This window comes from Nioella sp., assembly GCF_964229645.1.
In the GTDB taxonomy this organism is placed as follows: domain Bacteria; phylum Pseudomonadota; class Alphaproteobacteria; order Rhodobacterales; family Rhodobacteraceae; genus Nioella.
Genome location: NZ_CAXREX010000077.1, coordinates 1 through 17,495 on the forward strand (window position 1 = coordinate 1; position 17,495 = coordinate 17,495).

Here is a 17,495-nt window from a genome sequence, read left to right on the forward strand (position 1 = left end):
TCTTTTCCACGTCCAGCCCGTCGGAGAAGATGACGAGTTTCTGGCGCGGGTCCTCGCCGCGCGATTTCCACCAGTCGATGGCGATCTCGGCCCCCGTCGCGGGGTCGCCTGAATCGATGCGGATGCCGGTCCAGCCCGCCAGCCAGTCGGGGGCGTTTTCCAGGAATCCCTCCGTCCCGTAGGTGTCGGGCAGGATGATCCGCAGGTTGCCCGAATGCTCCTCATGCCAGTCGGCCAGCACGTCATAGGGCGCGCGGGCGAGGTCTTCGTCGGTTTCGGCCAGCGCGGAATAGACCATGGGCAGTTCATGGGCGTTCGTCCCGATCGCCTCGATATCGCGCTTCATGGCGATGAGGCAGTTGGAGGTGCCGACGAACTTGTCGCCCAGCCCTTCCATCATCGCCTGCACGCACCAGTCCTGCCAGAGGTAGGAATGGCGGCGTCTTGTGCCGAAATCGGCGATGCGCAGGTCGGGCAGGTGGCGCAGGCGTTCGACCTTCTGCCACAGATGCGTCATGGCGCGGGCGTAGAGCACCTGCAGCTCGAACTTGCCCATGTGGCTGAGGACGGCGCGGCCCCTGAGTTCCATGAGGACGGCAAGCGCGGGGATTTCCCACAGCATGACCTCGGGCCAGTTGCCTTCGAAGGTGAGTTCGTACTGGCCGTCGCGTTTTTCGAGGTGGTAGGCGGGCAGGCGCAGCTTCTCGAACCAGTCCATGAAGTCGGGGCGGAACATCTGGCGCTTGCCGTAGAACATGTTGCCGCGCATCCAGGTGCTTTCGCCGCGCGCGAGGGACAGAGAGCGGATGTGGTCGAGCTGTTCGCGCAGCTCGCCCTCGTCGATGAGTTCGGCCAGCGGGATGCGGGTGGTGCGGTTGATGAGGCTGAAGGTGACCTGCGTGTCGGGCTTGTTGCGGAACACCGACTGGCACATCAGCAGCTTGTAGAAATCCGTGTCGATGAGAGAGCGGACGATCGGGTCGATCTTCCACTTGTGATTGTAGACGCGGGTGGCGATGTCGACCATTTCTCAAACTCCTGTGCGCAGAAGCCGTTAGAGCAAAGCAGGCCGGGGGAGGGCAAGGATTTCTCTGGGCTGTCTGCGGGAAAGCGGATAGGCAGGCGGGCATGAGCGACGCGTTTGACATCTTCCTCGTGGCCCCGCCGGGGCTGGAACCCGTGCTGGCCGAAGAGGCGCGGGCCAAGGGGTTTGCCGATCCGCGCGCGGTGCCGGGCGGGGTCGAGACGCGGGGCGGCTGGCCCGAGGTCTGGCGCGCGAACCTGTGTCTGCGTGGCCCGGCGCGGGTGCTGGTGCGGGTGGCGTCTTTCCGGGCGATGCACCTGGCGCAGCTCGACAAGCGGGCGCGCAAGGTGGACTGGGCGGCGGTGCTGCGGGCGGACCGGCCCGTGAAGGTCGAAGCCACTTGCCGCAAGTCGAAGATCTACCACGCCAAGGCCGCCGTGCAGCGGGTCAGCCGGGCCATCGCCGAAACGCTCGGCTGCCCGGTCAGCGACGAGTCCGAGGTGGTGGTGAAGGTGCGCATCGACGATGACCTGTGCACGATCAGCCTCGATACGACCGGCGAGGCGCTGCACAAGCGCGGCCACAAGCCCGCCGTGGGCAAGGCCCCGATGCGGGAAAACCTGGCCGCGCTCTTCCTGCGGCAATGCGGGTTCGACGGGGCGGAACCGGTGGTCGATCCGATGTGCGGGTCGGGGACATTTCCCATCGAAGCCGCCGAGATCGCAAGCGGGCTGTATCCGGGCCGGTCGCGGAGCTTTGCGTTCGAAGGGCTGGCCGGGTTCTATGCAGGGGCCTTCGCGGAGATGAAAGCCGGCGTTCGGCCCCAAACGCCCCAGCCACGCTTCTACGGGTTTGACCGCGATGCGGGGGCCGTGAAGAACGCCTCCGAGAACGCCGAGCGTGCGGGTGTCGGGGCCTTTTGCCAGTTTGCCCGGCAGGCGGTCAGCGATCTGGAACCGCCCGAGGGACCGCCGGGTCTGGTCATCGTCAACCCACCCTATGGCGAGCGGATCGGCAACCGGAAGCTCCTGTTCTCGCTCTACGGGGCGCTTGGCAAGACGTTGTTGGAGCGCTTCGGCGGCTGGCGCGTGGGGCTGGTGACAAGCGACGGCGGGCTCGCCAAGGCGACCGGGCTGCCCTGGCTGCCGACGGAACCGCCGGTGGCCCATGGCGGGCTGAAGGTGACGCTGTGGCGCACGGGGCCGCTGGCCTGAACGCCTGCCCGTCCTACCTGTTCGGCATGGCCCACAAGAAACCCAATCTGCCCACCAAGACCTGTGCCACCTGTGGCCGCCCGTTCGCCTGGCGGAGGAAATGGGCCAAGGTCTGGGCAGACGTGCTTTATTGTTCGGAAAGGTGCCGACGCGGGCGGGGTTAGCCCAGTTCCAGCGTGGCGATGGAACGGATTCCGCGGCCGGGTATGGGCGCCGGGCCGCGATACATGCGGGCGGTGTTGAAGCTTGCCTGCATCCCCCAGCCCTTGCAGAGCGCGGTCAGCTCTGGCTGATCGTCGGGCACGTCGATGATGAACGGATCGGCAGGACAGGCCGCCGCGATGGCCATGAGCAGCGCCTTCGCATCGTCGATGTCGTCGGCCACGAGCGGCCCGATCTTTGCCCCGCGCCCGCAGCGGCGCAGGGTGGCGAAGGCGGTGCCGCGCGTGAAGGTCCGGCGGCTGTCGGTGTCTTGCGTCCAGGCCGTCATGAAGGCCGGTTTGGCATAGCCGTTGGCGCGGGCTTCGGCCTGGCAGAGCCGGTCCCTGTCAGCTTCGGATGCGGGGCGCAGCCCCGCCCCCCGATCCGCCGGAATCTGCCCTTCGAAGCGAAAGGTCTGCCCGGCCGGCACGAAGCCCGACTTGCGGTAGTTGTCCTGCTGCGCGGGGACCCCGTCGAGCCCGACGCAGCGCGCCCCGGCATGGGCCAGCGCGTGCTGCCAGAGACCGAAGCCGATCCCCTTGCCGCGATGCTCGGGCAGGCAGAGATAGAGGCCAAGGAACGCGAACGCGTCGGAGTGGTTCACGACCGAGATCGCGGCGACAGGGCCAGTGTCGGCATCTGCAACGAAGAAGCCCTCGGGGTCGCTGGCGAAGAAGGCCGCGGCATCGTCCGGCCCGGGGTTCCACCCCTCGGCTTCCGCCCAGGACAGGACGAGCGGCAGTTCGTCTGCGCGGGCGGTGCGGAAGCTCACGCTCATGCCAGGGTGACGCCCGCCTGCACCATCCCCTCAACCGCCGCTGCAAGCGAGCCGTCAAAGTCGATGGCGCGGCAGAGGTCTTGCCGGACGGTCACCGTGAACCCAAGCCGGGCGGCGTCGACGGCGGAGTAGTTCACGCAGAAATCGGTGGCGAGGCCGACCATGGTGAGCGTGTCGATGCCGCGTGTGCGCAGGTAGCCTTCCAGCCCGGTGGGCGTGGTCTTGTCGTTCTCGAAGAAGGCCGAATAGCTGTCTATCGCGGGGTTGTAACCCTTGCGGATGATGAGGTCGGCGCGGTCGGTCATCAGGTCCTTGTGGAAACCCGCGCCTTTGCTGCCCTGCACGCAATGGTCGGGCCACAGGACCTGCGGGCCGTAGGGCATCTCGGTCAGGGTCATGGGAGCGGTCCCGTGGCTGGAAGCGAAAGAGGAATGGCCCGCCGGATGCCAGTCCTGCGTCAGGATCACGGCGTCGAAACCCTCCATCAACGCGTTGATGCCGGGCACGATCTGGTCGCCTTCCGGCACCGCCAGCGCGCCGCCGGGGCAGAAGTCGTTTTGCACGTCGATGACGATGAGGGCGTGGGTCATGGGCGGGCTCCTTTTGCTTGCCTTTAGGGGTAGGGCGGGGGGCCATGCCGGTCAATCCGGTTGACCGGATTTCGCGCCGGGTGTTCGGTGGTGGGCAGAGAGGTGCCCACATGATCGCCAACGAACGCCCCGTCATCGCAGACAGCCTGTGGACCGCCACGGCGAACCCGGCCCCCAATTGCCCGCCGCTGGTGGGCGAGGTGGAGGCGGACCTGGCCATCGTGGGGGGCGGGTTTACCGGGCTGTCGGCCGCGCTGCACGCTGCCGAAGCGGGGCTTCGGGTCGTGGTGCTGGAGGCGGAAACCCCCGGTTGGGGCGCATCGGGGCGCAATGGCGGTCAGGTGAACCCCGGGCTCTACGTGGACCCCGACGCGGTCGAGGCGCGGTTCGGGCCCGACATGGGCGCGCGGATGGTGGCCTTTGCCGGCGGCGCGGGGCGGCTGGTGTTCGATCTGATCGGGCGGCATGGCATCCAATGCGACGCGCGGCCCGTGGGCTGGATCCGGGCGGCGCATAACGCGGGCGCGATGGAAGATATCCGGGGCAAGGTCGACCAGTGGCGGCGGCGCGGGGCCAAGGTGGAGCTGCTCTCGCGCGACGCGGTGGCCGAGATGGTCGGGACGACGGTCTATGCGGGCGGGTTGATCGACCGGCGCGGGGGGAACCTGCATCCGCTCAACTACGCGCTCGGGCTGGCGGGGGCGGCCCTGCGGGCCGGGGCCGCCGTTCACGGGGCATCGCGGGTGGAGCGCCTGGCGCGGGAGGGCGCCACTCATGTGCTGCGCACATCGCGTGGCGCCGTCCGCGCGGGGAAAGTGCTGCTCTGCACCAATGGTTACACCGACGGGCTGGCCCCGCCGCTGGCGCGAGAAGTGGTGCCGGTACGATCGGTGCAGGTGGCGACCGACCCGCTGCCGCCCGAGATCGCGGCGAGCATCCTGCCCGGGCGGCAGGCCCCGTCGGATACGCGGCGGCTGTTGCTCTACTACCGGATGGATCGGGACGGACGCTTCATAATGGGCGGGCGCGGGGCCTATGGCGACGCGGCAACGCAGGGGCGGCTGGAGGCGCTGCGCAGGGTCAGCGTGCAGATGTTCCCGCAGCTGACGCCCTTCGGCTGGCGCCATGCCTGGGGCGGGTTCATCGCGGCAACGCCCGATCACTACCCGCGGCTGGTGCGCATGGGACCGGGGGTGATGGCGGGGCTGGGCTATAACGGGCGCGGGGTGGCGCTGGCCACGGCCATGGGCAAGCTGATGGCGGAATGGGCGGCGGGCAGGCCGGAGCAGGAGCTCGCGTTCCCCGTCACCGAACCGCAGCCGATCCCGTTTCACGGGCTTCGGCGGTTGGGCGTTGCGGCGACGGTGGCGAAATACCGTCTTCTGGATGCCATGGGACTTTAACCGTAGATGTGACCGCCCAGGTATTTCGCCCCGCTGTCGCAGGCGAAGGTGACGATGCGTTTGCCGGGGCCGAGTTCACCTGCGAGCTCCACCGCCGCGGCGACGTTCAATCCGGTCGATCCGCCGCCGAAAACGCCGGCCTCTGCCGCCAGCCTGCGGCACATGGCAAAGCCCGCGTCCTGGTCGATGGCGCGGATACCGGACACTCGGTCACGGTCGAGGAAGGGCGGCTCGAACCCCACGCCGACGCCTTCCACCTTGTGCGGACCGCCCTGGCCCGTGGTCAGAAGCGGCGATTGCAGCGGTTCGAGCGCAATCACCTGCGGGGTCTGCCCGGCCTCGGCCAACCCGTCGGCGGTGCCCATCAGGGCCGCGCCCGTGCCCACGGCAGAGACCAGCATATCCACGCACCCTAGCCGGGCGGCAATCTCCTGCCCCATCGGCGCGTAGCCCGCCCGCACATCGGGCGAGCCGAACTGGTCTGCGTAGAAACTGCCCGGCTCCTCGGCCAGCGCATAGGCGCGGGCCTTCATCCGCTGGATGAGCTCGGGCGTGATCGTCCCGTCGGACGGTTCGACCAGAACCTCGGCCCCGAAGGCCTCCATCGCCTGCCGCTTGCTGTCGGAGAACGCGTCCGAAAAGACCGCCGTGAAACGCAGGCCCAGAACCGCAGCGACGAAGGCCAGCGCCGTGCCGGTGCTGCCGCCGGTATATTCCACCACCCGGTCGCCGGGCCGCAGCGCCCCCCGTTCCATCGCGCGGGTCAGGACAGACACGGCCATCCGGTCCTTGTAGGACCCGGTCGGGTTGCCGCCTTCGAGCTTGATCCAGATCTCGGCCCCGCCTTCGGGTTCAAACCCCTGAAGTCGGACCATGGGCGTGTTGCCAATCGCGCCGAGCGCCGTGTCGGACCGCATGCCTTGCCCCCCTTGGCTGATCCGGCAAGTGTGACCTCTTGGACCGGGCCGATCAAGCGTGCCGACTTGAAGGGGGCGCGGGGCCGGGTGTATGGGATGGGCATGTTTACCGTTGCAGCCCTCTATCATTTCACCCGGTTCGATGAACCCGACGCGCTGCGCGCACCCCTGCGCGACCTGTGCGAGGAAAAGGATGTGCGCGGCTCGCTGCTGATCGCGGCGGAGGGGATCAACGGCACCATCGCGGGGCCGCGCGCGGGCATCGACGCGGTGCTGGCCCATATCCGCGCCCTGCCCGGCTGCGCCGACCTGGAATGGAAGGAAAGCACCGCCACCGAGGCCCCCTTTGCCCGGATGAAGGTGCGTTTGAAGAAAGAGATCGTCACCATGGGTGTGCCCGGCGTGGACCCCAAGGCGAAGGTTGGGCACTACGTGCGGCCCGAGGACTGGAACGCGCTGATTTCCGCGCCTGACGTGGCGGTGATCGACACCCGCAACGACTACGAGATCGCCATCGGCACCTTCGAGGGCGCGGTGGACCCGGAAACCACCACCTTCCGCGAGTTTCCCGCCTGGTGGCAGGAGAACAAGGACCGCTTCCACAACAAGCGGATTGCCATGTTCTGCACCGGCGGAATCCGCTGCGAGAAATCCACCAACTACCTGATCGAACAGGGTGTCGAGGAGGTCTATCACCTCAAGGGCGGCATTCTTCAGTACCTGGAGGATGTGCCGGAAGAGGACAGTCTCTGGCACGGCGAATGCTTCGTGTTCGATGAACGCGTGTCCGTGGGGCACGGGTTGAAGGAGGGGCCGCACCTGTTGTGCCGGGCCTGCCGCCGCCCGCTGCTGCCCGAAGACACCAATCGCCCCGAATATGAAAAGGGCGTGTCCTGTCACCAGTGCCTGAGCGAACATTCCGATGCCGACCGCGCGCGATTCCGCGAGCGGCAGAAGCAGATCGAGCTGGCAAAGGCGCGCGGCGAGCATCATCTCGCCGGCGGCATCGTGTGAAGGCGGCTGCGGGCTTCACCGAGACCAAGACCGCACGCACGGCGCTGGCGCTGCTGATCGGGATCGGGGCGGGGGGTTTCGCCTACCTGATCGGGATGCCGCTGCCCTGGATGCTGGGGCCGATGATCGGCAACACCATCGCGGCAATCCTGCATGCGCCAATCGCCCCGCCCGCCAGGCTGCGCCCCGTCGTGATCCCGATCATCGGGGTGATGCTGGGATCGGGCGTCACGCCTGAGATCGTGGAGGCCCTTGGCGATTGGGCAATCAGCTTCCTCGTGCTGCCACCCTTCCTGGTCGTTGCGGCAGGCGCGTCGTTCCTGTTTTACCGGCGGATCGGCAAATACGACCCCGTCACCGCCTATTTCAGTGCCATGCCCGGCGGGCTGAACGAAATGCTGATCCTGGGGGCCGAGCAGGGCGGAGACGAGAAGCGGATCGCGCTGGCCCATGCCAGCCGGATCCTGCTGGTGATCGGGTTCGTGGCGCTTTTCTTCGGGCTTGTCCTGGGCGTGACCTCGGGCGGACAGGGGGGGCAGCGCTGGACCGGACTGTGGGAGCTGGGGCTTGCCGAATACGCGGTGCTCGCGGCCTGCGCGGTGGCCGGGGTCTACCTGGGCCGGGCGCTGCGACTGCCCGCGGCGGCGGTGCTGGGGCCCATGCTGCTGTCGGGGGTGGCGCATTTCTTTCACGTGGTGGATGTGCCGCCACCCACGGTGATGGTGATCGCGGCGCAGGTTGTCATGGGCACCGTGATCGGGTGCCGCTTCATCGGGGCCAGCGCCCGCGAGGTGGGCCAGGATCTGTTCCTGGGCATCTTTTCCACCATCGGAATGCTGATTACCGGCTTGGGCTTTGCCGCCGTGGTCGCGGCGCTGACCGATACCGACCTGAGCCAGGCCTTCCTGGCCTATTCCCCCGGCGGGCTGACCGAGATGAGCCTGCTGGCCTTCGCCATGGGGGGTGACATCGCCTATGTCTCGCTGACCCATATCGTGCGCATCGTACTGGTGATCTTCGCCGCGCCGCTGGTCTTTCGGTGGTTTGGCCGCCGCTAGGCGGGATCGGCGAAATGCGCGGCCAGCAGCTGGATCAGCCTGCGGTGAGAGGACCGGTGACGATTGCGCAGGTGGATGGCGGAATAGACGGGCTGCGGCAGGACCGGGGCTTTCTTGACCGACGCGAAACGCCCCGACGCGACGAGCTTCTCGCCCGTCTCCTCCAGCACGTAGGCGGTGCCCCCCAGGGAGGTCAGCAGGGCCTCAAGCAGCGAATCCTGCCCGCAGGACACAGCCGCGCCCGCCAGCGAGGGATGCACTGAGTCGTGGAGCCGCGCGAAGGCGGGCGAGATATTGGCCATGATGTAGCTGTCACGCGGGATCATGCGCAGTTGGTCGGCCACGTCCGAGATCATGCGGAACCGGACTTCGGAAAGGGTTTCGAAATGCAGGTCGGGATGGGGCTTGGGTGAATAGATCACCGCGATGTCGAGATTGCCCTGCACCAGGTCGTTGCACATCTGGGTGGAGAAATCGGATTCCACGTAGAGCGAGGTTTCGGGCAGGAATTGCCGCACGGACCGCACCCAGTCGCCGATATTGGTGCCGGTAAGGTCGCGCTGGATGCCGACGCGCAGCGTGGTGGCCGTGGGGCCCGCGTCGCGGGTGGCGCGCAGTGCCTCGGACCAGTTGACGCGCAGGGCGCGGGCGTGCGGCTCGAACCGCATGCCTTCGAGCGTCAGCGACGTGCCCGACCGGCTGCGCAGGAAAAGTCTGCGCCCAAGCGTCTTTTCCAGCGCCTTGACGCGCCCCGAGACGGTGGACTGGGTGATGTCCAGCCGCTCTGCCGTCTGGTTGAAGCTGCGGGTTTCGCACAGGTCGAGGAAGGTTTCGATCAGTTCGATCTGCATCGGGCGTTCTTTCGGGGCGGTGTCCCTCGCGGGAGGCGCGGGACCTTGCGGTCGGAGATGAGTATTTTTGCCAAGAAGAAGGGGCGGGCGCGTTAAACTTAACAAACGACGCGCGCGGGGAGGCCTCCTAATCGGACATTTCGATTAATAATGCCGATCTGACAGGATTGATAGCGCGAATACGGGGGCCGATAGTCGGGATCGAAGCATCGCAAGGAGGGTCAGATGGCAGAGATTCCCACGTCGGCAAGAGTGGTCATCATCGGGGGTGGCGTCGTGGGGGCGTCGAGCCTGTATCACCTGGCCAAGAAGGGCTGGACCGATTGCGTGCTGCTGGAAAAGAACGAACTGACGGCAGGGTCGACCTGGCACGCGGCGGGCAACGTGCCCACGTTCTCGACCTCCTGGGCGATCATGAACATGCAGCGCTACTCGACCGAGCTCTATTCGCGCTTGGGCGATGAAGTCGACTACCCGATGAACTATCACCAGACCGGGTCGATCCGCCTGGCGCATTCGAAGGAGCGGATGCAGGAATTCCAGCGCGCCTGTGCCATGGGCCGTTACCAGGGCATCGGCATGGAGATGCTGACGCCCGAAGAGGCGCAGGCCCGCTACCCGTTCCTCGAAACCCATGACCTTGAAGGCGCGCTTTTCGATCCCTCGGATGGCGATATCGACCCCGCCCAGGTGACGCAGGCGCTGGCCAAGGGCGCGCGCGACATGGGCGCGAAGATCATCCGCTTTTGCCCCGCGACGGGTGTGACGCAGAAAGAGGATGGCAGCTGGATCGTTCACACCGAGAAGGGCGACATCGCCTGTGACTACGTGGTGAACGCGGCGGGCTACTATGCACAGCAGGTCGGCGAGTGGTTCAAGCCCTATGGTGGGCGCACCGTGCCGATGATGGTGATGAGCCACCAGTACCTGCTGACCGAGCAGATCCCGGAACTGGAGGCCTGGAGCCAGGAGAACGGTCGCAAGCTGCCGCTTCTGCGCGACGTGGACGTGTCCTACTACCTGCGGCAGGAAAAGAACGGCATCAATATTGGCCCCTACGAGCCCAACTGCCGCGCGCATTGGGCCGACCCCGCCGACCCGATGCCCGATGATTTCAGCTTCCAGCTGTGGCCTGACGACCTGGAGCGGATCGAGGACATCGTCGCCGACGCCATGGCGCGGGTGCCGGTTTCCGGCGAGGCGGGGCTGAGCCGCATCATCAACGGCCCCATTCCCTACGCGCCGGACGGGCTGCCGCTGATCGGCCCGATGCCCGGTGTGAAGAATGCCTTCGAGGCCTGTGTCTTCACCTTCGGCATCGCCCAGGGCGGGGGTGCTGGCAAGGTGCTGGCGGAATGGATCGTCGATGGCGCGACCGAGTGGGACATGTGGGCCGTCGATCCGCGCCGCTACACCGACTACACCGACCACGAATATTGCGTGGCCAAGGGGATGGAAGTTTACGGCAACGAATATGCCATGCACTTCCCCTGGCATCGCTGGCCCGCCGCGCCCGACCGCAAGGTCAGCCCGGTGCATGACAAGGTCAAGGCGCTTGGCGGCGTGATGGGCGACTACAACGGCTGGGAACGGGCCAACTGGTTTGCCCAGCCCGGCGACGACACAAGCGAGGAAAGCACCCATACCTGGGGCCGGTCCGGCCCGTGGGAGCAACGGATCAGGGAAGAATGCGAGGCAGTGCGCGATGCCTGTGGCGTGCTGGACCTGCCCGGCTTCTCTCGTTTCTGGGTGAAGGGCGATGGCGCGGACGAGTGGTTGCGCGGTTTCTGCACCGGGGGCATTCCCAAGGTGGGCCGGATCGGCCTGATCTACGTGTCCGACAATCGTGGCCGCATCCTGACAGAGATGAGCTGCGTCCGGCTGGAGGAAAACAGCTTCGTCCTGATCACGGCGGCAACGGCCCAGTGGCACGACGGGGAATTGGTGAAGAACTCCGTCCCCGACGGCGTGACCGTGACCGAGACCACCCGCGACCGGGATTGCCTGATCGTGGCTGGCCCCACGTCACGGGATGTGCTGGCCGGGCTGACCGATGCCGATCTGACGCAGGGCTGGCTGACCCATCAGCATGCAACCGTCGCGGGCAAGCCTGCCTTCCTGATCCGGGTGTCCTTTACCGGGGAACTGGGCTGGGAGGTGCATGCCGAGAATGCCGACATGCCCGCGATCTACGAGGCGATCGTCGACGCAGGCGCCAAGCCCTTCGGCATGTGGGCGCTGAACAGCCTGCGGATCGAGAAGGGCTATCGCGCGTGGAAGGGGGATCTGTCGACCGATTACACCCTGTTCGAGGGCGGGCTGGATCGTTTCGTCAAGCTCGACAAGCCGCAGGACTTCACCGGCAAGGCGGCGCTGATGGCCGAGAAACAGCAAGGCTCGAAGAAGCGCTTCGTGACGCTGCTGGTCGAGGCGGGCGACTGCGACGCGCCTTACATGTCCTGCCTGTGGCATGGCGGCGAGATCGTCGGTGAAACCACCTCGGGGGCCTGGGGCTACCGTGTGGGGGCGTCGGTCGCGCTTGGCATGGTGCGGGCCGACCTGGCCGTGCCGGGCACCGAGCTGGAGGTGGAAATCTACGGCGAGAAATGCCGCGCGGTGGTGCAGGAGGATCGCCCGCTGTGGGACCCGGAGAACGAAAGGTTGCGTGCGTGATCCCGGCCCTTGACCTTCCAGTGAGTGGAAGCCCCATATCAGTCGCCAGCAAGGCGATTGATGGGGCCGACCGTGACCGAATTTTCGCAAGACAAGCTTTTGTCGCGCAGCTTTCTTGGGCTGAAAGCGGCTGTCGCACTTTACGTGCTGGCAATCCCGATTGCACATGTGGGGCTGCCGCAGGACTGGGTTTGGGGCGTTGCCTTGTTCTTTCTTTTGGCGATGCTCGGCACCTATCCACTCGCCGCCCTGAAGCAGCGTTCCTTCCTGACAACCGAAACCGTCATTTCAACCGGATTGGCGGTGGCCGGAATCGCAGGGTTCTGGGTGTCTCCGGTGTTGATCATCGGTGCCATTTTCGGTCACGGGGTGTGGGATCTCTTCAAGCACAACGGGTTCGGGACGCCGTTTTTTCGGTGGTACCTGACAGGGTGCGTCATCGTCGATTGGATCTACGCGGCTGCGCTGTCGGTGTTTCTGATCACGAGCTAGCGCCCTCTGCTCCCTGTTTGCGGAGCACAAGATCATGAGCGCAATCACCCTTCTGGATGGCTCGATCGGGCAGGAACTGGTGCATCGCGCCGGGGACCGTCCGACGCCGCTGTGGTCAACCTCGGTGATGCTGGAGCACCCGGACCTCGTGCGGGCCGTGCATGGCGATTACTTCGCTGTTGGGGCGACCATCGCCACGACGAACACCTACGCGGTGCTGCGCGACCGGCTGCGCCCGGCGGGGTTGGAGGACCGGTTCGCCGATCTGATCGAGGCCGCGCTGGACGAGGCCGAGGCCGCGCGGGCAGCGCATGGCGGGGGGCGGATTGCCGCCTCGCTCGGGCCGCTTGGGGCGTCATACCGCCCCGATCTGTTCCCGCCCGAGAAAGAGGCCGCCGCAGCCTATGGGGAACTGGTTGCGCTGATGGGGTCGCGCGTGGACCTGTGGCTGATCGAGACCGTCTCCTCCATCGCCCATGCGCGGGGCGCGCTTTTGGGCTGCGCGGACAGCGCCCTGCCCGTCTGGCTATCGGTCACGGTGGAGGACGAGGACGGAACCCGGCTGCGCTCTGGCGAGGCACTGGCCGATCTGGCCCCGGTGGTCGAGGAATTCCGCCCCGACGCGGTGCTGGTCAATTGCTCGCGCCCCGAGGCCATCGCCGCCGCACTGGCGATCCTGAAACCGCTCGGCCTGCCCATGGGGGCCTATGCCAATGGCTTCACCCGGATCACCGAGGCCTTCCTGGAAGATCGCCCGACCGTCGAGGCGCTGACAGCCCGCAAGGACCTTGGTCCCGCGGACTACGCGGATTTCGCCATGGGCTGGGTCGAGGCTGGCGCGACCATCGTGGGGGGCTGCTGCGAAGTCGGACCCGCCCATATCGCAGAACTTGCCCGGCGGCTGAGGGCTGCGGGCCACGAGATCGTATGAGGATGTCCCGATGAGCAAGATCCCCTCTCATGCCCGCGTCGTTATCATCGGCGGCGGTGTGTCCGGCTGTTCGGTTGCCTATCACCTGGCGAAATTGGGGTGGAAGGATATCGTTCTGCTGGAACGCAAGCAGCTGACCTGCGGCACCACCTGGCATGCGGCGGGCCTGATCGGCCAGCTGCGCGGCAGCCAGAACATGACCCGGCTGGCGAAATATTCCGCCGATCTCTACGTCAAGCTGGAGGAAGAAACCGGCGTCGCCACGGGGATGCGGCAGAACGGGTCCATTTCGGTTGCACTGACCGAGCACCGGCATGAAGAACTGCTGCGGCAGGCCACGCTGGCGCGTGCCTTCAACGTCGATGTCAGCGAGATCGGACCCGACGAGGTGAAGGCGATGTATCCGCACCTGAATGTCGGGGACGTGGTGGGCGCGGTGCACCTGCCGCTCGACGGGCAGTGCGACCCCGCCAATATCGCCATGGCGCTGGCCAAGGGCGCGCGGATGCAGGGTGCGCAGGTGATCGAAGGCGTGAAGGTCACGGGCGTGACGCAGGCCGATGGCAAGGTCACGGGCGTCGACTGGGACAGCGGCGAGGAGCAGGGCCATATCGTGGCCGATCTCGTCGTCAATTGCGGTGGCATGTGGGGGCGCGACCTGGCGGGCAAATCCGGTGTGACCCTGCCGCTGCATGCCTGCGAGCATTTCTACCTGATCACCGAGCCGATCGAGGGCCTGTCCCGCCTGCCCGTGCTGCGGGTCCCCGATGAATGCGCCTATTACAAGGAAGACGCCGGCAAGATGATGCTGGGCGCGTTCGAGCCGAAGGCGAAGCCCTGGGGCATGGACGGGATTTCCGAGGATTTCTGCTTCGACTCGCTGCCCGAGGATTTCGACCATTTCGAACCGATCCTTGGCATGGCGATGAACCGGATGCCGATGTTCGAGACGGCGGGCATTCACACCTTCTTCAACGGGCCAGAAAGCTTCACCCCCGACGATCGCTACTACCTGGGCGAAGCGCCGGAGTTGAAAGGCTACTGGATCGCGGCGGGCTACAACTCGATCGGGATCGTGTCCTCGGGCGGGGCAGGCATGGCGCTGGCACAGTGGATGGAGGACGGCGAACCGCCCTTCGACCTGTGGGAAGTGGACATCCGCCGGGCGCAGCCTTTCCAGAAGAACCGCAAGTATTTGAAGGAACGGGTCAGCGAAACGCTCGGCCTGCTCTATGCCGACCACTACCCCTATCGGCAGGTGGAAACCGCGCGGGGCGTGCGCCGCTCGCCGCTGCATGAACACCTGAAGGCGCGCGGTGCGGTCTTTGGCGAGGTCGCCGGTTGGGAACGCGCCAACTGGTTCGCCTTCGATGGTCAGGAACGCGAATACCGCTACGACTGGAAAGGGCAGAACTGGTTTGCCAACCATGCCGCCGAACACCTCGCGGTGCGCGAGGGTGTGGGCCTGTTCGACATGACGAGCTTCGGCAAGATCCGGGTGGAAGGGCGCGACGCGCTGGCCTTCCTGCAACGGCTGTGCGCGGGCGACATGGACGTGGAGCCGGGGCGGATCGTCTATACCCAGATGCTGAACAACCGGGGTGGCATCGAATGCGACCTGACCGTCACGCGTATGTCGGACACCGCGTTCTTCCTTGTCGTTCCGGGGGCCACGCTGCAACGCGACCTGGCCTGGCTGCGCAAGCACCTGGAGGATGAGTTCGTCGTCATCACCGACGTGACGGCGGCAGAGGCGGTGCTTTGCGTCATGGGGCCGAAATCGCGTGACCTGATGCGCGCGGTCAGCCCCAACGATTTCTCGAACGAAGCGCATCCCTTCGGCACCGCGCGCGAAATCGAGATCGGCATGGGGATCGCCCGGGCACATCGCGTGACCTATGTGGGCGAGCTTGGGTGGGAGATTTATGTCTCCTCCGACATGGCCGCCCACGTGTTCGAGGCGCTGGAAGAGGCAGGCGTTGATCTTGGCCTGAAGCTGTGCGGCCTGCACACGCTGGACAGCTGCCGGACGGAAAAAGCCTTCCGCCACTTCGGCCATGACATCACCGATGAGGATCACGTGCTGGAGGCCGGGCTTGGCTTTGCGGTCAAGACCGACAAGGGCGATTTCATCGGCCGCGACGCGGTGCTGAAGAAACGCGCGGAGGGGCTGAAGCGGCGGCTGGTGCAGTTCCGGCTGGAAGATCCCGAACCGATGCTCTTCCACAACGAGGCGCTCATCCGCGATGGCAAGATGGTGAGCTATCTCACCTCGGGCAATTACGGCCACTTCCTCGGCGCAGCCGTGGGCCTGGCCTACGTGCCCTGCGAAGGCGAAAGCGCGGCGGACGTTCTGGCGTCCTCTTACGAAATCGAGGTTGCGGGCAAGCGGCACAAGGCCGTGGCCAGCCTGAAACCGATGTATGACCCCAAAGCAGAACGGGTGAAAGCATGATCGACCCTGTAGAAACGACGCCGTCCCGCAGCGCCCGCCGGGCCGGTGGCCGCGCGGCCCGCAAGGCCCTGCGCGCCGCCCCGCTGGCCGAAGACATCCGCCCGGTTCGCCCGGGCCTGTCCGGCGGAAAATTCAAGCCGCTGAGCGATGCCGAGGTCTTGCGCATTCACGAGGCCGCGCTGGAAGCCCTTGAGGTGATCGGGCTCAGCCAGGCCCCTGCCACCGGTGTCGAGGCGATGACCCGCGCCGGGGCGATCCAGGGCGACGACGGTCGGCTGCGTTTCCCCCGCGCGCTGGTCGAGGACATGCTGGCCAAGGCCGCTCGCAATATTACCCTGCACGGGCGCGACCCGAAATACGACCTGGAGCTGTCGGGTACGCGAACCCATTTCGGCACCGCGGGCGCTGCCGTGCATATCGTCGATGTTCTGACGGAAACCTACCGCGACTCCACGGCGGCAGACCTCTACGCTGCTGCGCAGCTGGTGCATAACCTCGACAACATCCATTTCCTGCAACGGCCCATGGTCTGCCGGGACATTCCCGACAACTACGATATGGACGTGAACACGCTCTATGGCTGCTGTGCAGGGACGACCAAGCATGTGGGCACGTCCTTTTCCGACCCCAGCCACGTGGCAGGCTGCATGGACCTGGTGCACCTGATCGCGGGCGGCGAGGAGAAGTGGCGTGAACGTCCCTTCATCTCGAATTCCAACTGCTTCGTCGTGCCCCCGATGAAATTTGCCGAGGAAAGCTGCGTGGCGATGGAGCATTGCATCCATGCCGGCATGCCCGTCCTGTTGCTGTCGGCGGGCCAGGCCGGGGCGACGGCCCCCGCGCCGATCGCCACCGCCATCGTGCAGGCGGTGGCCGAGTGCCTTGCGGGCGTCGTCTATGTCAACTCGATCAAGCCGGGCCATCCGGCGATCTTCGGCACCTGGCCCTTCGTCAGCGACCTGCGCACGGGCGCGATGTCGGGCGGGTCAGCCGAGCAGGCACTGCTGACTGCTGGCTGCGCGCAGATGCACCAGTTCTACGGGCTTCCCGGCGGCGCGGCCTCGGGCATTTCCGACAGCAAGCTGCCCGACATGCAGGCAGGGTGGGAGCAGGGCATAACCAACGTGCTGGCGGGACTGGCGGGGCTCAACATGGCTTACGAGACCGTGGGCATGCATGCCTCGCTTCTCGGGTTCTGCCTGGAAAGCCTGGTGCTTGGCAACGACCTCTTGGGACAGGTGCAACGCTGCGTGCGCGGGATCGACGTGACCGAGGACAGCGTGTCCATCGAGACCATGAAGGCCGTGTGCATGGGCGGGCCGGGGCATTACCTTGGCTCAGACCAGACGCTGCGGCTGATGCAGACGGAATATATCTATCCCGAAGTGGGCAACCGGATGAGCCCGAAGGAGTGGGCCGAGGCGGACCGCCCCAAGCTTCTGGAAACGGCCATTGCCCGCAAGGAAGCCATTCTCGCCAAGGCACAGAACCTGATCTCGCCCGACGTGGACCGGGTGATCCGCGAGAGGTTCAACATCGTGATCTGAGCGGAGGGCGGCCTGCCCCCTCAGGGGTGGTAGGCCGCGTCTCGGAGCCAACCGCCATAGCCTGATTGCAGCACCACCACGTTGCTGCGCCCCGCAACCCGCAGGGCGAAGGTCGCCTGAGACGACCGGGCACCAGTGTCGCAAAAGAGGATCGTCATACGGTCTGTCGGGATTTCCTCGATGCGGTCGAGCACCTCGCGCCACTCGATGTGGATCGCGCCGGGGATGGTCCCTGCCGCGTGCTGATCCGCGCTGCGGGTATCGACGAAGAGCGCGGCGTCGAACACCATCTGGTCGATCTGCTGGGGCAGGATGATGCCCGCGGTTTCCTCGGCGAACATCAGGTA

The 17,495-nt window shown here is 66.4% G+C and carries 16 protein-coding genes; 10 read left to right on the forward strand and 6 right to left on the reverse strand.

Annotated elements, in window-relative coordinates:
- A partial coding sequence (locus ACEQXV_RS05065; RefSeq protein ID WP_370268174.1) for a nicotinate phosphoribosyltransferase occupies positions 1–1,027 on the reverse strand: 1,027 nt, incomplete at its 3' end.
- Between the two features lie 101 nt (positions 1,028–1,128).
- Here ACEQXV_RS05065 and ACEQXV_RS05070 point away from each other — a divergent pair.
- Both ACEQXV_RS05070 and ACEQXV_RS05075 read left to right on the forward strand, forming a co-directional pair.
- Positions 1,129–2,238 (forward strand): class I SAM-dependent RNA methyltransferase, encoded by a 1,110-nt coding sequence (locus tag ACEQXV_RS05070; protein ID WP_370251604.1) that lies wholly within the window; start codon positions 1,129–1,131, stop codon positions 2,236–2,238.
- A 26-nt stretch (positions 2,239–2,264) separates the two neighbouring features.
- Positions 2,265–2,402, forward strand: coding sequence for a DUF2256 domain-containing protein (locus ACEQXV_RS05075; RefSeq protein ID WP_370251621.1), 138 nt, complete (start codon positions 2,265–2,267; stop codon positions 2,400–2,402).
- Here ACEQXV_RS05075 and ACEQXV_RS05080 read toward each other — a convergent pair.
- On the reverse strand, positions 2,399–3,217 hold the full coding sequence (locus tag ACEQXV_RS05080; protein ID WP_370268176.1) for a GNAT family N-acetyltransferase: 819 nt from the start codon (positions 3,215–3,217) through the stop codon (positions 2,399–2,401). The two genes, ACEQXV_RS05075 and ACEQXV_RS05080, sit on opposite strands and share 4 nt — an antisense overlap.
- Positions 3,214–3,807: a bifunctional nicotinamidase/pyrazinamidase gene (gene pncA, locus ACEQXV_RS05085; protein ID WP_370268177.1), complete on the reverse strand. Its 594-nt coding sequence runs from the start codon at positions 3,805–3,807 to the stop codon at positions 3,214–3,216. The genes ACEQXV_RS05080 and pncA overlap by 4 nt, the downstream gene beginning before the upstream one ends.
- 44 nt (positions 3,808–3,851) lie before the next feature.
- Here pncA and ACEQXV_RS05090 point away from each other — a divergent pair, with 44 nt between their 5' ends.
- On the forward strand, positions 3,852–5,210 hold the full coding sequence (locus tag ACEQXV_RS05090) for an FAD-dependent oxidoreductase (protein ID WP_370251610.1): 1,359 nt from the start codon (positions 3,852–3,854) through the stop codon (positions 5,208–5,210).
- On the opposite strand, the gene ACEQXV_RS05095 is transcribed toward ACEQXV_RS05090, so the two are convergent.
- Entirely contained in the window at positions 5,207–6,127 is a 921-nt protein-coding gene (locus ACEQXV_RS05095) for a PLP-dependent cysteine synthase family protein (RefSeq protein WP_370268179.1), read from the reverse strand. The genes ACEQXV_RS05090 and ACEQXV_RS05095 overlap by 4 nt on opposite strands.
- 102 nt (positions 6,128–6,229) lie before the next feature.
- Between ACEQXV_RS05095 and ACEQXV_RS05100 the strand changes: the two genes are divergently transcribed.
- Both ACEQXV_RS05100 and ACEQXV_RS05105 read left to right on the forward strand, forming a co-directional pair.
- Positions 6,230–7,141: a rhodanese-related sulfurtransferase gene (locus ACEQXV_RS05100; protein ID WP_370268181.1), complete on the forward strand. Its 912-nt coding sequence runs from the start codon at positions 6,230–6,232 to the stop codon at positions 7,139–7,141.
- Positions 7,138–8,199 carry an AbrB family transcriptional regulator gene (locus ACEQXV_RS05105; RefSeq protein ID WP_370268182.1) on the forward strand — a complete coding sequence of 354 codons (1,062 nt, stop codon included), beginning with the start codon at positions 7,138–7,140 and terminating at the stop codon, positions 8,197–8,199. The genes ACEQXV_RS05100 and ACEQXV_RS05105 overlap by 4 nt, the downstream gene beginning before the upstream one ends.
- On the opposite strand, the gene ACEQXV_RS05110 is transcribed toward ACEQXV_RS05105, so the two are convergent.
- On the reverse strand, positions 8,196–9,050 hold the full coding sequence (locus ACEQXV_RS05110) for a LysR family transcriptional regulator (protein ID WP_370251618.1): 855 nt from the start codon (positions 9,048–9,050) through the stop codon (positions 8,196–8,198). The two genes, ACEQXV_RS05105 and ACEQXV_RS05110, sit on opposite strands and share 4 nt — an antisense overlap.
- 225 nt (positions 9,051–9,275) lie before the next feature.
- Between ACEQXV_RS05110 and ACEQXV_RS05115 the strand changes: the two genes are divergently transcribed.
- The 5 genes from ACEQXV_RS05115 to ACEQXV_RS05135 all read left to right on the forward strand — a co-directional run bounded on the left by ACEQXV_RS05115 (position 9,276) and on the right by ACEQXV_RS05135 (position 17,148).
- Positions 9,276–11,723 carry an FAD-dependent oxidoreductase gene (locus ACEQXV_RS05115; protein ID WP_370268183.1) on the forward strand — a complete coding sequence of 816 codons (2,448 nt, stop codon included), beginning with the start codon at positions 9,276–9,278 and terminating at the stop codon, positions 11,721–11,723.
- Between the two features lie 72 nt (positions 11,724–11,795).
- On the forward strand, positions 11,796–12,215 hold the full coding sequence (locus ACEQXV_RS05120) for a hypothetical protein (RefSeq protein ID WP_370252575.1): 420 nt from the start codon (positions 11,796–11,798) through the stop codon (positions 12,213–12,215).
- A gap of 34 nt (positions 12,216–12,249) precedes the next feature.
- Positions 12,250–13,146 (forward strand): homocysteine S-methyltransferase family protein, encoded by an 897-nt coding sequence (locus ACEQXV_RS05125; protein ID WP_370268185.1) that lies wholly within the window; start codon positions 12,250–12,252, stop codon positions 13,144–13,146.
- A 10-nt stretch (positions 13,147–13,156) separates the two neighbouring features.
- On the forward strand, positions 13,157–15,601 hold the full coding sequence (locus tag ACEQXV_RS05130; protein ID WP_370268186.1) for an FAD-dependent oxidoreductase: 2,445 nt from the start codon (positions 13,157–13,159) through the stop codon (positions 15,599–15,601).
- Positions 15,598–17,148 carry a trimethylamine methyltransferase family protein gene (locus ACEQXV_RS05135; protein WP_370268187.1) on the forward strand — a complete coding sequence of 517 codons (1,551 nt, stop codon included), beginning with the start codon at positions 15,598–15,600 and terminating at the stop codon, positions 17,146–17,148. Before ACEQXV_RS05130 ends, ACEQXV_RS05135 begins: the two co-directional genes overlap by 4 nt.
- A 20-nt stretch (positions 17,149–17,168) precedes the next feature.
- On the opposite strand, the gene ACEQXV_RS05140 is transcribed toward ACEQXV_RS05135, so the two are convergent.
- Positions 17,169–17,495: rhodanese-like domain-containing protein (locus ACEQXV_RS05140; RefSeq protein WP_370268188.1), on the reverse strand; the 327-nt coding region annotated here is incomplete at its 5' end.

Excerpts from the sequence above, each read along its gene's own strand:
- ACEQXV_RS05080 (WP_370268176.1), bottom strand. The coding sequence starts at position 3,217 with ATGAGCGTGAGCTTCCGCACCGCCCGCGCAGACGAACTGCCGCTCGTC.
- ACEQXV_RS05125 (WP_370268185.1), top strand. The coding sequence starts at position 12,250 with ATGAGCGCAATCACCCTTCTGGATGGCTCGATCGGGCAGGAACTGGTG.
- ACEQXV_RS05110 (WP_370251618.1), bottom strand. The coding sequence starts at position 9,050 with ATGCAGATCGAACTGATCGAAACCTTCCTCGACCTGTGCGAAACCCGC.
- ACEQXV_RS05135 (WP_370268187.1), top strand. The coding sequence starts at position 15,598 with ATGATCGACCCTGTAGAAACGACGCCGTCCCGCAGCGCCCGCCGGGCC.
- pncA (WP_370268177.1), bottom strand. The coding sequence starts at position 3,807 with ATGACCCACGCCCTCATCGTCATCGACGTGCAAAACGACTTCTGCCCC.
- ACEQXV_RS05095 (WP_370268179.1), bottom strand. The coding sequence starts at position 6,127 with ATGCGGTCCGACACGGCGCTCGGCGCGATTGGCAACACGCCCATGGTC.
- ACEQXV_RS05130 (WP_370268186.1), top strand. The coding sequence starts at position 13,157 with ATGAGCAAGATCCCCTCTCATGCCCGCGTCGTTATCATCGGCGGCGGT.
- ACEQXV_RS05090 (WP_370251610.1), top strand. The coding sequence starts at position 3,852 with ATGCCGGTCAATCCGGTTGACCGGATTTCGCGCCGGGTGTTCGGTGGT.
- ACEQXV_RS05070 (WP_370251604.1), top strand. The coding sequence starts at position 1,129 with ATGAGCGACGCGTTTGACATCTTCCTCGTGGCCCCGCCGGGGCTGGAA.
- ACEQXV_RS05075 (WP_370251621.1), top strand. The coding sequence starts at position 2,265 with ATGGCCCACAAGAAACCCAATCTGCCCACCAAGACCTGTGCCACCTGT.
- ACEQXV_RS05115 (WP_370268183.1), top strand. The coding sequence starts at position 9,276 with ATGGCAGAGATTCCCACGTCGGCAAGAGTGGTCATCATCGGGGGTGGC.
- ACEQXV_RS05100 (WP_370268181.1), top strand. The coding sequence starts at position 6,230 with ATGTTTACCGTTGCAGCCCTCTATCATTTCACCCGGTTCGATGAACCC.